Source organism: Bacillus sp. FSL L8-0152, assembly GCF_038006365.1.
Classification (GTDB): Bacteria; Bacillota; Bacilli; order Bacillales; family Bacillaceae_G; genus Bacillus_A; species Bacillus_A cereus.
The window spans coordinates 3,390,254-3,402,862 of the sequence record NZ_JBBOVB010000001.1 but is presented as its reverse complement, the minus strand read 5'-3'; the positions used below and the strand labels follow the sequence as shown (position 1 = coordinate 3,402,862).

The following is a 12,609-nucleotide window of genomic DNA, read 5'->3' as shown; positions in this document are numbered from 1 at the left end:
GATTGTATGAAAACGGAGAAAGAAAAGATGGTGGCAGGAGAAATGTATATTGCTGATGACGAAGAATTGGTGGCTGATAGGGTGGAGGCAAAACGTTTAACACGCCTTTATAACGAGGCGATGGAGACAGGAGATGAGAGGCGTTTTACGTTGTTAAATCAGCTTTTAGGTTCTTCAGCTGATGGGAAATCCCAAATTAATCCTGATTTTCGTTGTGATTACGGCTACAATATTCATGTCGGAAAGAGCTTTTTCGCAAATTTCAATTGTGTGATTTTGGACGTTTGTGAAGTTCGAATTGGTGATAATTGTATGTTTGCACCTGGTGTTCACATTTATACTGCTACTCATCCATTACATCCGGTGGAACGAAACTCTGGCAAAGAATATGGAAAACCGGTAAAGATAGGTAACAATGTTTGGGTTGGCGGAGGCGCTATTATTAACCCTGGTATTTCAATTGGAGATAATGTTGTAATTGCTTCAGGGGCAGTTGTGACAAAAGATGTACCTAATAATGTAGTTGTTGGTGGTAACCCAGCTAAAGTTATTAAAACGATAGAAGAGTAAAAGGTGTTTCATATGAAGAAAGATTTTGCGGAAAATGATACAAAGACGCTACTTGTCTCTCGAAATGCTCTATTCCTCTTATTTGCTTTGCCAGGTGTGGCATTTGCTACATGGATTTCTAGAACAGCAGCTACTCGAGATATTTTAGCAGTGTCAAATGCAGAAATGGGCTGGATTTTGTTCGGATTATCTGTCGGTTCAATAATTGGTTTACTAAGTGCAAGTCATTTTATTGACGGTAAGGGAGCTAGAGACGTTATTATAGGCAGTATGTTTTTTATGATTGTTGGATTGCTTTGTTTAGGTATTACTATTTATTTTGTTTCTAGTATGGGGGCTTTTGGTAGCTTACTAGTATTTGGAGTAGGATATGGATTAGCAGAAGTCGCATTGAATGTAGAAGGTTCTGCCATTGAGCAGAAATTAGGAACAACTCTTCTTCCGAAATTCCATGGTTTTTTTAGTATAGGAACTTTAGTAGGCGCGCTTAGTGGTTCTGCCGCCATCTCGCTTCACATCCCGATTCTGTATCAATTTCTTGCGATTTCGGTCATGTTTGTATTACTTGTATGTATGTTGTATCGTTTTCTTCCGCATGGAACAGGAAAGAAGGAGAAATCGCGGAACAAAAAGCGAGCGAAGCATACTTCCTTACGTATGGAAAGAAGGGTGCTTTTACTTGGTCTTTTCGTGCTTGGAATGGCATTTGCAGAAGGGAGTGCAAATGATTGGCTACCTATTGTGATGGTAGATGGACATGAGCAAAGTGTAGTAACAGGTTCTATTATGTACACTATTTTTGTATTGGCAATGACATTAGCTCGAATGTGCAGTAGTTATTTTCTTGATCGATTCGGTCGTGTCGCGGTTATGCGTGCTACTATTATGATGGCGATTATAGGAATGACAATCGTCATATTTGGGAGTAACTCATATTTTCTAGCACTTGGTGTAGTACTGTGGGGGATTGGTGCCGCGTTAGGTTTCCCGATTGGGCTTTCTGCTGCTGGAGATGACAGTGAAAATGCGACTTCTAATGTTGCTGCAGTTTCTATCATCGGTTTTACAGCGTTTTTAGTCGGACCACCATTTTTAGGAATACTTGGAGAAGCATTCGGAATACGTAATGCTTTGCTAGCTGTTTTATTATTTGTTATCTTGTCTGGAATTGTATCGTCTGTTATGAGAGAGAATGCATCGAGTTAAATACGGAGTGCCGCTAGTAGAAATATATCATCTCTATTGCTTTAGAAAATGATGTATGATATATTGTCAACGCAACTTATTAAAAGTGTTTAATAAGTATGTTGATTAAGGTGGTGAGCGATTTGAGTGAACAATTTGTTACTCAAAAATCGATTAAAGAGACGATCCTTCGCGGCATTCGTACAGCTCTTCTAGAGCGAGGTAGTGCAACGAAAGTTGAACTTAGTAATACATTAGAAATCAGTTTTCCAACGATAAGTAAATTTATAGAAAAAATGAAACAAGACGGTGAAGTCACTTTAGCCGGTTTAGATGATTCAAGTGGTGGAAGAAGAGCAAAACGATATGAATATAATCCAGAATATATGTTAGGTTTAGCGATATTTTTAGAAAAAAATGAGACGAACTATACAATTTTTAACTGTTTAGGGGAAGTAAAAGAACAAGGCAGTACTTCAAGTGCATTAATTGATACGGGTCTAAGTGTATTGACAGAACATATAGAAAGTCTTATAGCTACGTTTCCAAAGATAAGTTCAATCTCAATTGGTGTTCCTGGTGCTGTCGATAATGGGCGTATTTTCTATATTCCTGGATATGAAAAGTTCCAAAATTTTAATTTGAAAAGTCACTTGGAGGAACTGTTTTCTATACCAGTAGTAATAGAAAACGATATGAATGCTGCAGTGCTCGGCTATCATAAAAATACTGGAAACAATGAAAATTCCTCTCTTGTATATTTGTATTCAGGTCAAAATGGCCCAGGTGCGGGGATTATGGTAAATGGAGATGTCGTACGCGGAAGCACATTTTTCTCAGGAGAGATATCTTTCGTCCCGCAGTACGATAATAAAAATTTCTTGCAAGCTTTGAGAAGTGAAGATTCGAATAATCCAGAGGAATATAATATAGATGCTATTACTCGTTTAATAGCTACATGTATAGCTATTATTAACCCTCATGGATTCATCTTCTGTGATGATGAAGTGAACCAAATTGTAATAGATCAGATTGTAAAAAGTTGTCCGCAGTACATTCCGGCAGAACATATTCCGAAAATAACAGTGAGCAACTGGAAAGAAGATTATTTATATGGGTTAAAAAGCCTTGGACTTGATCTTATGATTACGAGAACAAATAAAGAAAATTAAATGAACTGGCAATGAAGCATCCAATTGCCAGTTCAATAACATAAAAGAAAAGGTGTCGATTATGAAAATTGAACATGTAGCAATTTGGGTGAATGATTTAGAAAGAATGCGTGATTTTTATAAACAGTACTTCGGTGGTGAAGAAAATAGCTTATATCACAATCCGAAAAAGCAGTTTGAATCTTATTTCATAACTTTTGAAGGCGGTGCGCGTCTAGAACTTATGAAGCAGGTAGGGATAGACGAGAAAGTACAAACACAAACAATAGGATATGCGCATATTGCTTTTTCAGTAGATAGTAAAGAAAAAGTGAACGAATTAACTAATACATTAAGAGAAGCAGGATACTCAGTGTTAAACGGGCCGCGTACTACAGGGGATGGTTATTATGAAAGTGTAGTAAGTGATCCTGAAGGAAATCAGATTGAGATAACAATCTAACATTATATTAACTAATAATTGATAAAAAATAAAATTTTGTTGTTCCCCAAAATGTGTACGAGAAACCTATTATTTCTGCAGAAAGGGGGACATAATGTTGAGTGAAATCATTTTTATTTTCTGTATATATCCATTGCTTGTTTGTATTGTTTCAATAGCTGGAGCATATAAAGTAGGTAGATTTTATGTGATGCCAATAGTAACATTTCTTATTTTTCTTATGTTAAATGTTACAGTGCACGATCCAGCATTTTTCTTTTGGGTGGGCATGTATACTATTCTTTCATTTATTGTTTCTTATATAACTATCCTTTTTATAAAGGGATATAAAGTTGTAAAAAGAGAGCGTTAATATCATTTTGGGGAAATAGGGATTTACGGTGAACGATAACAACCTCATTTCACGTTGTAATGACGGGAAATGAGGTTGTTTGATTTCTATTTTTTATTGGATTGATGAAAATCGCGAAGAATCTTCTCAATGACTGGATGAAGATTACTAGGTAACTCATCAAGCGGAAAGAAGCGTAATTCTTTCGATTCCCTTTGATCGCATACAAGCTCACCGTGGAATTCTCGGCAAATATAAACAACGAGTACACCATGTACTTGATCACCATTTGGATAGATTTGAAAGAAGTCTGGTCCTGAGTATGTACGGAATAATTCTGGCTCTTTAATAATAAGTCCAGTTTCTTCAAACACTTCTCGTTTTAAAGCATCTTCTAACGTTTCGTTATATTCTAGGGCACCGCCAATAATGCCCCAGCGTTTAAAATCTGTACGGAGCTGCAGCAATACTTCATCTTTTTCATTTAATATAATGGCGTGTGATCCTATTAAAATAAGTGGATGATTTCCTACTAGATTTCTCATATCTTCAATATAACCCATGTCATTGCTCCTTGTATTTAATAATAGTTAGGAAGTTCTTTTAACATTCTTTCTGTTTTACGTGCTGTAAAGGCTAAGTTATGGTCATCTTTCGTTCTGAAAAATAATGTGCGTAAAAAGGTTTTAATATTGGCACATAAAATACAATACTCAGTAAGCGAAAGGCGTTTTCTAATTTGAGGAAGCCTTTTTATTTTTTTTTGAATAATAGAAATTAACTCGTTTTGAGGGAAATCATGATACAGCATTGCTAGTAATGGAGTAACGATGCGCTCATCTTCGTTATTATGAAAAAGGTCAGATGGAATAAAGATTTTATTTAATAAACAATGAATTAATTCTTCGTACCATTCAAAAGTGGTATACGTATTATGAACAATTTCAGTAAAGGCATCAGATACGTGAGCAAGACAATGAGCCCATCCTTTATTTTCGATATAGCCCCGAAAATCTGTTTCTAAGTTTGTGTAAGTAATGAGTTTATTTTTTATTTCTTTGATATCCTCCTCTGTACAAAAGTAGTGCGAATTAGCGAATTGGAGTATTAACGCAATTAACGAAACAGTGTAAGAACGTGTGAAAACCCCATCTGTATGTGGGGAGTAAATGTCACAATATAAATACTCATCACTTAAACAAGTTTGCAGAAGTAATTTCAGCTGATCGTCCATAAGGAATTCATGATGAATGAAATGCGCAAAACATTTATATATAAGTTGGTAACGAACGTAGCTATCAGTCGTTCCGATATACTGAAGCATGTTCAAAGTTAACTCATTTACGTCTATATGTTGCAGTTGCGTATAGTCATTTTGTTGTATAAGCTCTAACTGTTGTTGCAATGCTGTAATATCCACTGGAGAACCTCCTCCGCACTTTAAAGATGCGATCTTTTCTAGTATTCTATATATTCAAGGACAATCCTGCTCATGCAAGGAGAACGATTAGAAATTCGAGTATGATATAGATGAGGGAAGAATATGACGACGATAGAACAGTTAGAAAAACATTTTAAAATAAGAAGAAGTGCTTCTTCTATTATGATAAAAGAAAATAATGCAGAGATTTTTACAGAAGAGCAATTAGAGGAAATGATGCAGTATTGCGTTGCCGAAGCTAAAAAAGGTGGATTAGAAAAACTACATTTTGAAATCTCTTCAAAAAGTCCAAATTATGATGTGTATAAAAAATGTTTTGAAACGTATTCATTTGAATATGTTACGGAAAACATGATTGTATTTAAAGATATATATGAAGTAGAAGATGCAGAAAGTGAAATTGATTTTAAGCTTATTGAAGAAGTAGGGGAAGAGGCTTTTTATTCACTGTGGAATGAAGCGACGGGAGAACCAGTCGCTCATGATCAATTTGTGCATATGATGCTACAAGAAATTGGTGAGCAATGGAAAGAACATTGCTTAACAGCGAGTGTCGATGAAGAGCCGATAGGAATTGTAATCCCGCATATTGAAAGAGGTACGTTAGAAGAAGGGAAACTTATGTACTTCGCAGTTACTCCAAATATACGTAACAAGGGATATGAAGCTGCACTATTTGCAGGTGCGATGTTTGTCTTAAAGGAAATAGGTGCATCTTATTATATTGGTGAGACAAATATACAAAATGAGTGGATGAAGGATGTTTTTGAAAAGAACGGATGTCAGTTGCTGAGTTGTACTGAGCGGTATGTGAGGGAGTTTTAAGATATACCCTGGGACACATCTAGTGGGAACCCGTGTACAAATTTTGAACAAGTAAAAGAACTTTTCGCCTGTTTGTAAGATAAAAAGAAAAATGAGAACGACAAAGTAGATATTTGTATAATAAAATAGAGTAAGATTTGACTATAAGAGAAAGCGTTGGTGAAAGAATGGAGCAGCAAAGAAATTGGCTACAAGCAACTGTAGAGAGAAATGAAGATAATACGTTACAAATAAAATGGGAAAATAATATAGAAGAAGTTCGTATTTATTGGAGTACTTCACCAGATCGTATTGAAGAAAATGGAGAACTACTTGCAACTGTAAATGGAGAATTATCATATACAATTGAAAACCCGAGTGAAAATGAACGTCCATATTTTAGACTAGTAGGAAGTAATGGACAAGCAGTGACAGTAGCTGAGCGTAGATTGCCATTACAAGGTGCGTTTAACTTCCGTGATATGGGTGGATATGAAACGACTGAAGGCCGTAAAGTGAAATGGGGCAAATTATACCGTTCTGAAGAATTAGCAGGACTAACAGAATGGGATATTGCGTATTTACAAAAGTCTGGCTTAAAGTTAATTTGTGATTACCGTACAGACTTTGAAGTGAAGCATAAGCCGAATCCAGAAATTACAGGTGCTCGTCAAGTGTGCTTACCAGTTATGCAAGACTTAGCGAAAGACTTAAATATAAATGAGTTTTTCCAAGTTGGTGACCTTTCTATGTTAGGAAAACCAGGTGAGTATCTTGTGAAAATGAATCAAGATTTCGTAAGTGGAAACGAGGCATTCGTGAGCTTCTTAAACTTAGCGCAAAACCCGGAAAACTTACCGTTAGTAAACCACTGTACAGCTGGAAAAGATCGTACTGGATTTGGTTCAGCATTATTATTACTTTTACTAGGCGTACCGGAAAAAACGGTAATGGAAGATTACTTATTAAGTAACGGATTCCGTGAAAAGTTAAATGAAAAAATGATGGCCTTTTTAGGTGCGAAATTACAAAACGATGAGAGCAGAGCGATATTAGGTGCAATGTTTGAAGCGCGCGCCGAATATTTACAAGCTGCGATTGGTGAAATTCAAAAGCAATACGGATCAGTTGAAGCATACGCTGAAAGGGCTCTTGGCTTTACGAAAGAGTCGTTAGAGGAAATGAAAGAGTTACTGCTGGAAGAAAAGTAAAAAGAAGGGAGGCTGGTTTTAATTAGCCTCCCTTTCTTATTGTTGTTATAATTAAGCTATGAGAATATAGGAGTTGAGAAAAACATCATGAAATACAAAGTTATATTATTCGACGTAGATGATACATTATTAGATTTCCCAAAAACGGAAAGACACGCATTACATAATGCGTTTGTACAGTTTGGTATGTCTACAGGGTATAATGATTATCTTGCAAGTTATAAAGAGATTAGTAATGGATTATGGAGAGATTTAGAAAATAAAATGATTACGCTAAGTGAATTAGCCGTAGAGCGATTTAGACAATTATTTGCAATTCATAATATAGACGTAGATGCGCAGCAATTTAGTGATGTATACCTTGAAAATTTAGGGAAGGAAGTACATCTTATAGAAGGCGCAGTACAATTATGTGAAAATCTACAAGATTGCAAGTTAGGTATTATTACGAATGGATATACGAAGGTGCAACAATCAAGAATCGGAAATTCGCCTTTATGTAATTTCTTTGATCACATTATTATTTCTGAAGAAGTTGGTCATCAAAAACCAGCACGTGAGATTTTTGATTATGCGTTTGAGAAGTTTGGGATTACTGATAAATCAAGCGTACTAATGGTTGGAGATTCGTTAACTTCTGATATGAAAGGCGGAGAAGATTACGGCATTGATACGTGTTGGTATAATCCGAGTTTGAAAGAAAACGGGACAGATGTTAACCCGACTTATGAAGTGGAGAGTCTTCTACAAATTTTAGAAATTGTAGAAGTGGCGGAAGAAAAGGTAGCTTCATTTTAATCATGCTGATATTTGTCGAAAAATCGATATATTGAAAAAATCGTTGATATATTGTAAGTTGCGATAGATATATTTGAAAAATCGCTCATATAAATTCATATACTAAGATATAGAACGAAAAAATAGAGCTACTATACAAGGTCATTCACGTGTTATAATGCGTGAATTAAATATACGTATATAAATAGTTTCCTAGCGTGATGCGATGTCATGTATGATTAGTGTAACAACTAGAGGTGAATAAAGAATGTTAAAGTTTTTATTTGAGTTAGACAAGAATCTCCCGCAGAAGGATGAGCCACGGTATGATGCTTATTCAAAGGGCTTTATCGAAGGAGATGTAACGATTTGCGCGAGTGACAGCGTATTTTTTCAAAAATCATGTATGAAGGTTGCGGAGCTGGGCATTTATTTAGGTCAGTGGATGGAACAAGTTCAACACGGGCAGAACGTACCTATGAAATATGAAACGGCTGACCGTGAAGAGGTAATTCTTGGTTTCTTCTATGAAGAGGATCATAATCAATGGAATGTTTCTTCCAGCTGGCAAGAATTTGAACTTCAAGAGCTTATATCTACTACAACATTAATAGAGAGTGTTCAACACTATTTGTATGAGCTAAATAAAGAACTGCGCATGATAGAATATCCTGTGACGTTTGATCAGTACTTAAGAGGAGAGCGAATGATGCAGCTCTCTTACAAACGACCGTGTGATAGCAAAGCAGATACGACGCCGATAGAGTTTTATAATGGAAGTGAGCAAGTAGGCGTAGTACGGGGTTATTATAAAAATACGTTGATGAGAGTGCTGGACTTCATTCCGAAAATTGGTAGTAATATCATTTATGAAATAAAGGATAGTAAGGGCAATATTCGCGTCATTGCAAAGGATGTAAGTAGGCAGCGCCAAAGAAAGATTTTAGTAACGTACATCGATAATAATGATGCAGAGCATGAAATACTTGTATGTGACGGAAAGTTATTGGATGCAAATTTTATATTTACCTTTACATATAAGGCAGAAGAATATGTTGTTCATAAAACTTCATTTGGAATGGGAAAATTATTACGAAAAGGCTATTTAATCGCAGATTGGAACATTCGTCTTGAGGAAGATATGTATTACATCGAGATGAATGCATATGATGGAGATTACATGGAGGATCAATACTTACTATTAGGCGTATTTCATGCGGTTTTATATGGATAATCTATGAGAAATACCGTCATTCTTCTTGGAAAGAATGACGGTATTTTTTATTTATCCTCAAAAATAAAAATCTCATCAATCGTACTATGAAGTGCCTTCGCTATATCGTGAGCGAGTTGCAATGAAGGATTATACTTACCTTTTTCAAGGTGGCTAATTGTTTCACGCCGTACACCAACTTGCTTCGCTAAATCTTCTTGTGTCATGTTCAATTTTGCGCGGTATTCTTTTATCTTCGTTACGAACGCCATGGTGCATCTTCCATTTCATCAACAGGTTTATCATAAAAGAACATAGAAAAACCGAACGTAAGAATGAGTGTGCCGAAAATAAGAGCGATATCAATTTCTTGTAGCGCCGGGTTTGGAAATAACATTTCAATAAATATAATGATAGCGGTAGTTAGTAATGTAACGATAAATGCATTGCGACACGATTTATTGACAATTTGTTCAAACAGTTCATCGTGTTGAACTGTTCTATACGATGTGAAAAAGGAGAAGAAACAGAACATAGTAAACAATCCTTTTTCATAAAAAAATCCGAGGAAACCGAAGAAACCGAGAAATCCTAAATATTTTATCCAAGTTGTTTTCATGATAGGTCCTCCTTACGTTGTTAGAAATAAGTCACGTTATGTTACAAATATATCACAATTGGATAGGAATGGTAATAATAGTTTTCCAGTTTGCTTCATAATAATAGTAAAAAGAGGAAATATGCTGCGAAATAAAGAGGATAATATTGTAAAATGGTTGTAAGGAGGGGGAGGAAGAAATGCTAACTTGGATCATGATCGTTGTATTACTTGTAGTGATTACTGTCATTGCGACGGTGTTAATTGGGCGGAATGGTGATGCAAATTATAGCAAAGCGACAAAGGGGAATATTAAACGATTAACAATGATTTATATTATACTAGCTGTCGTTTTAGTTGTTGGATTAGGGGTGTATATTTATTTTAAAGGTTAAATAAACTGAAAAATGTAAAAATCTTAAAATGGAAGTATGCTATAATATCAATATAGTTATTTGGTAATTAAGGAAAGGATTGGATGGAATGATTGAAATTACGAATGTGTCAAAAAGTTATAATGGGTCTACTTATGCAGTAAAAGATTTAAGTTTATCTGTACCTAGCGGCGAAATCTTTGGATTTTTAGGACCAAATGGTGCGGGTAAATCCACGACAATTAAGATGATTACTGGCATTCACGGGGTGGACAAAGGGACTATTACGATTAATGGAAAAAATATTATGGAAGAGCCGATGGAAGCAAAGAAGACGTTTGGTTATGTGCCGGATAGCCCAGATATGTTTTTACGTTTAAAAGGAATTGAATATTTAAACTTTATGGCTGATATGTATGAAGTGCCGAAGGAAGTAAGACAAGAACGAATAGAGTCTTTAGCGAAGAAGTTTGATCTTTATAATGCATTATCTGATCAAATTCAAAGTTATTCGCACGGTATGAGACAAAAAATCGTTATTATTGGTGTGCTCGTGCATGAACCAGATGTATGGATTTTAGATGAACCGTTAACAGGGCTTGATCCGAAATCTGCATATATTTTAAAAGAAATGATGAGAGAACATGCGGATAAAGGAAAGATTGTATTTTTCTCTACGCACGTATTAGAAGTAGCGGAAAAAATATGTGACCGGGTTGCTATTATTAATAAGGGGAATTTGCAGTTTAAAGGAAATTTAGATGAAATGAGAGATCATTTTAAATCCAATGAATCACTTGAAAAAATGTTCTTGGAGATGACGGGCAATGAGTAAAATTTGGACGTTAACGAAGGTACTATTAAAGTTAAATTACGCAGATTTTATAGCAGATAAGAAGAAGCGATGGGCGTATTTATTTTCATTTGCAGCTATTTTATTTGTTGGATTTTTAATATTTGGTTCGATGACGCACGGAATGTATGAAGGTTTGAAACAATTAGGGCAAGGGCCGGGAATGATTATTGCAATGGGACTTGCGATTGCGAGTATATGGGTATTTTTAATGAGTATAACGAACATTTTAACTGTATTTTACTACAGCAATGATATTGAAATGTTACTGCCGTTACCATTAAAACCAGCGCAAATTATTTCGGCAAAATTTTTAACGGTATTAATTACACAATACGTAATGAGTTCATTTATTTTATTACCAATCTTCATTACGTACGGTTTAAAAAGTGGCGCATTTATTACATATTACATATATATGATTTTTATTTACTTACTCTTCCCAATCGTGCCGTTAGTATTAGCTTCGTTACTGATGACAATTATTATGAGGTATACAAATATAGCGAAAAATAAAGATCGAGGAAATATATTTATTGGAATCGTAAGTATATTATTTATTGTAGGAATTAACGTATTTATGCAGTGGAGAAATAAAAGTGCGTTTTCTGGAGATGGGGCTGCGGAATACCTTGTAAATAATCAATCTTCTCTTTTAGTACAAATGACAAATTATTTTCCAACTACATATTTTGGAGCAGTGGCATTAGTAGAAAATGCAAATTGGAAGGGACCTTTATATGTAATAATCTTTGCAGTTATTTCATTTGTCTTCTTTGTGTTGTTTTATTACATAGCAGAGCGTACATATTTAAAAGGGGTTATTGGACTTTCAACGAGTACAGCAAAGAAACAAGTTATTTCGGCGGAAGGTTTACAGAAATCAACAGTACAAAGTTCGCATTTAAAAGCGTATGTGAAAAAAGAATTTAAAACGTTATTCCGTACACCACAATTTTTCTTAAATTGCATTGTACAAACTTTCGTTATGCCAATTATGTTGTTCTTTATTTTATTTGTGCAAGATGGAAATTTAAAGTTTATTACAGAGTATATTAACAATCCAGAGACAACGGGATTTGCAATAGGTGTTGGCCTTTGTGCATCGTTATTTTTAATGGGGAGTAACGTCATTGCAACAACGTCATTTTCGCGAGATGGAAACTCTTGGTTTGTGAATCGTTATTTACCAGTAAAGGCTGCGGATATCTTTTTTGCGAAAGCAATCACTGCTTGGTTAATTAATGTAATCATTTTAGCAGTATTCGGTATTACGATGGCAGTTGTAGCTGGGATTTCTCCAGTCTTTATGATACTGTGGTTTTTACTAAGTGCGAACGGGTTACTGTTAATTAATTTAATTGGAACACGCTGGGACGCACAAACTGCAGATATTCATTGGGATACAGAGCAGAAATTATTTAAAAGTCGATATACAACTTTATGGAATTTTTTAGCTAATATTTTAATAGCTTTAATTATTGTGGGGGGAGTAAGTGTATTATACTTCTTCCTTCATGTCGGACTGTGGGTTATGTTTATCGTTTTATTTGTAATGTTTACGATTGTAAATTATATCTTTATTAAAATGTTAAAATTAGGTGCTGAACGTATACTGTCAAATATTCAATAAGAAGA

16 protein-coding genes are annotated in these 12,609 nt (G+C 35.1%); 12 read left to right on the top strand and 4 right to left on the bottom strand.

Annotation, left to right across the window (positions count from 1 at the left end; genetic code table 11):
• The first annotated feature begins 6 nt into the window (after positions 1 to 6).
• From MHH27_RS17025 to MHH27_RS17005, 5 genes are all read left to right on the top strand, one after another.
• Entirely contained in the window at positions 7 to 570 is a 564-nt protein-coding gene (locus MHH27_RS17025; protein WP_090977552.1) for a maltose O-acetyltransferase, read from the top strand.
• 12 nt (positions 571 to 582) lie between these two features.
• Positions 583 to 1,776 (top strand): MFS transporter, encoded by a 1,194-nt coding sequence (locus MHH27_RS17020; protein WP_098566734.1) that lies wholly within the window; start codon positions 583 to 585, stop codon positions 1,774 to 1,776.
• Positions 1,777 to 1,898: 122 nt separating this feature from the next.
• Positions 1,899 to 2,927, top strand: coding sequence for an ROK family transcriptional regulator (locus MHH27_RS17015; RefSeq protein ID WP_000003038.1), 1,029 nt, complete (start codon positions 1,899 to 1,901; stop codon positions 2,925 to 2,927).
• Between the two features lie 61 nt (positions 2,928 to 2,988).
• Entirely contained in the window at positions 2,989 to 3,369 is a 381-nt protein-coding gene (locus MHH27_RS17010) for a VOC family protein (protein ID WP_000687573.1), read from the top strand.
• A gap of 97 nt (positions 3,370 to 3,466) precedes the next feature.
• A complete protein-coding gene (locus MHH27_RS17005; RefSeq protein WP_098015291.1) occupies positions 3,467 to 3,721 on the top strand; it encodes a YbeF family protein in 255 nt (84 codons plus the stop codon).
• 86 nt (positions 3,722 to 3,807) lie between these two features.
• On the opposite strand, the gene MHH27_RS17000 is transcribed toward MHH27_RS17005, so the two are convergent.
• Both MHH27_RS17000 and MHH27_RS16995 read right to left on the bottom strand, forming a co-directional pair.
• On the bottom strand, positions 3,808 to 4,263 hold the full coding sequence (locus MHH27_RS17000) for an NUDIX hydrolase (RefSeq protein ID WP_097924193.1): 456 nt from the start codon (positions 4,261 to 4,263) through the stop codon (positions 3,808 to 3,810).
• 17 nt (positions 4,264 to 4,280) lie between these two features.
• Positions 4,281 to 5,120, bottom strand: a complete 840-nt coding sequence (locus MHH27_RS16995; protein WP_098015247.1) for a DUF2785 domain-containing protein — start codon at positions 5,118 to 5,120, stop codon at positions 4,281 to 4,283.
• 123 nt (positions 5,121 to 5,243) lie between these two features.
• Between MHH27_RS16995 and MHH27_RS16990 the strand changes: the two genes are divergently transcribed.
• The 4 genes from MHH27_RS16990 to MHH27_RS16975 all read left to right on the top strand — a co-directional run bounded on the left by MHH27_RS16990 (position 5,244) and on the right by MHH27_RS16975 (position 9,167).
• Positions 5,244 to 5,966: a GNAT family N-acetyltransferase gene (locus MHH27_RS16990; RefSeq protein WP_110497063.1), complete on the top strand. Its 723-nt coding sequence runs from the start codon at positions 5,244 to 5,246 to the stop codon at positions 5,964 to 5,966.
• A gap of 167 nt (positions 5,967 to 6,133) precedes the next feature.
• On the top strand, positions 6,134 to 7,156 hold the full coding sequence (locus tag MHH27_RS16985; protein WP_098015245.1) for a tyrosine-protein phosphatase: 1,023 nt from the start codon (positions 6,134 to 6,136) through the stop codon (positions 7,154 to 7,156).
• 87 nt (positions 7,157 to 7,243) lie between these two features.
• Positions 7,244 to 7,954 (top strand): YjjG family noncanonical pyrimidine nucleotidase, encoded by a 711-nt coding sequence (locus MHH27_RS16980; RefSeq protein ID WP_090977561.1) that lies wholly within the window; start codon positions 7,244 to 7,246, stop codon positions 7,952 to 7,954.
• A 247-nt stretch (positions 7,955 to 8,201) separates the two neighbouring features.
• A complete protein-coding gene (locus tag MHH27_RS16975) occupies positions 8,202 to 9,167 on the top strand; it encodes a tubby C-terminal domain-like protein (protein ID WP_072939108.1) in 966 nt (321 codons plus the stop codon).
• A gap of 47 nt (positions 9,168 to 9,214) precedes the next feature.
• On the opposite strand, the gene MHH27_RS16970 is transcribed toward MHH27_RS16975, so the two are convergent.
• On the bottom strand, positions 9,215 to 9,418 hold the full coding sequence (locus tag MHH27_RS16970; protein WP_000896294.1) for a helix-turn-helix transcriptional regulator: 204 nt from the start codon (positions 9,416 to 9,418) through the stop codon (positions 9,215 to 9,217).
• Positions 9,406 to 9,765 carry a DUF3796 domain-containing protein gene (locus MHH27_RS16965; protein ID WP_000859208.1) on the bottom strand — a complete coding sequence of 120 codons (360 nt, stop codon included), beginning with the start codon at positions 9,763 to 9,765 and terminating at the stop codon, positions 9,406 to 9,408. The genes MHH27_RS16970 and MHH27_RS16965 overlap by 13 nt, the downstream gene beginning before the upstream one ends.
• A gap of 179 nt (positions 9,766 to 9,944) precedes the next feature.
• On the opposite strand from MHH27_RS16965, the gene MHH27_RS16960 reads away from it, so the two are divergent.
• The 3 genes from MHH27_RS16960 to MHH27_RS16950 all read left to right on the top strand — a co-directional run bounded on the left by MHH27_RS16960 (position 9,945) and on the right by MHH27_RS16950 (position 12,604).
• A complete protein-coding gene (locus MHH27_RS16960; protein WP_000958863.1) occupies positions 9,945 to 10,139 on the top strand; it encodes a hypothetical protein in 195 nt (64 codons plus the stop codon).
• A gap of 88 nt (positions 10,140 to 10,227) precedes the next feature.
• On the top strand, positions 10,228 to 10,953 hold the full coding sequence (locus MHH27_RS16955; RefSeq protein WP_000570204.1) for an ABC transporter ATP-binding protein: 726 nt from the start codon (positions 10,228 to 10,230) through the stop codon (positions 10,951 to 10,953).
• Positions 10,946 to 12,604: a putative ABC transporter permease subunit gene (locus tag MHH27_RS16950; RefSeq protein ID WP_090977564.1), complete on the top strand. Its 1,659-nt coding sequence runs from the start codon at positions 10,946 to 10,948 to the stop codon at positions 12,602 to 12,604. Before MHH27_RS16955 ends, MHH27_RS16950 begins: the two co-directional genes overlap by 8 nt.
• The last annotated feature ends 5 nt before the right edge of the window (positions 12,605 to 12,609 follow it).

Bases quoted from the DNA above. Each gene is read 5' to 3' on its own strand.
- MHH27_RS16965 (WP_000859208.1), bottom strand. From the start codon at position 9,765: ATGAAAACAACTTGGATAAAATATTTAGGATTTCTCGGTTTCTTCGGT.
- MHH27_RS16970 (WP_000896294.1), bottom strand. From the start codon at position 9,418: ATGGCGTTCGTAACGAAGATAAAAGAATACCGCGCAAAATTGAACATG.
- MHH27_RS16985 (WP_098015245.1), top strand. From the start codon at position 6,134: ATGGAGCAGCAAAGAAATTGGCTACAAGCAACTGTAGAGAGAAATGAA.
- MHH27_RS17020 (WP_098566734.1), top strand. From the start codon at position 583: ATGAAGAAAGATTTTGCGGAAAATGATACAAAGACGCTACTTGTCTCT.
- MHH27_RS16990 (WP_110497063.1), top strand. From the start codon at position 5,244: ATGACGACGATAGAACAGTTAGAAAAACATTTTAAAATAAGAAGAAGT.
- MHH27_RS16975 (WP_072939108.1), top strand. From the start codon at position 8,202: ATGTTAAAGTTTTTATTTGAGTTAGACAAGAATCTCCCGCAGAAGGAT.
- MHH27_RS16980 (WP_090977561.1), top strand. From the start codon at position 7,244: ATGAAATACAAAGTTATATTATTCGACGTAGATGATACATTATTAGAT.
- MHH27_RS17000 (WP_097924193.1), bottom strand. From the start codon at position 4,263: ATGGGTTATATTGAAGATATGAGAAATCTAGTAGGAAATCATCCACTT.
- MHH27_RS16960 (WP_000958863.1), top strand. From the start codon at position 9,945: ATGCTAACTTGGATCATGATCGTTGTATTACTTGTAGTGATTACTGTC.
- MHH27_RS16955 (WP_000570204.1), top strand. From the start codon at position 10,228: ATGATTGAAATTACGAATGTGTCAAAAAGTTATAATGGGTCTACTTAT.
- MHH27_RS16950 (WP_090977564.1), top strand. From the start codon at position 10,946: ATGAGTAAAATTTGGACGTTAACGAAGGTACTATTAAAGTTAAATTAC.
- MHH27_RS17010 (WP_000687573.1), top strand. From the start codon at position 2,989: ATGAAAATTGAACATGTAGCAATTTGGGTGAATGATTTAGAAAGAATG.
- MHH27_RS17025 (WP_090977552.1), top strand. From the start codon at position 7: ATGAAAACGGAGAAAGAAAAGATGGTGGCAGGAGAAATGTATATTGCT.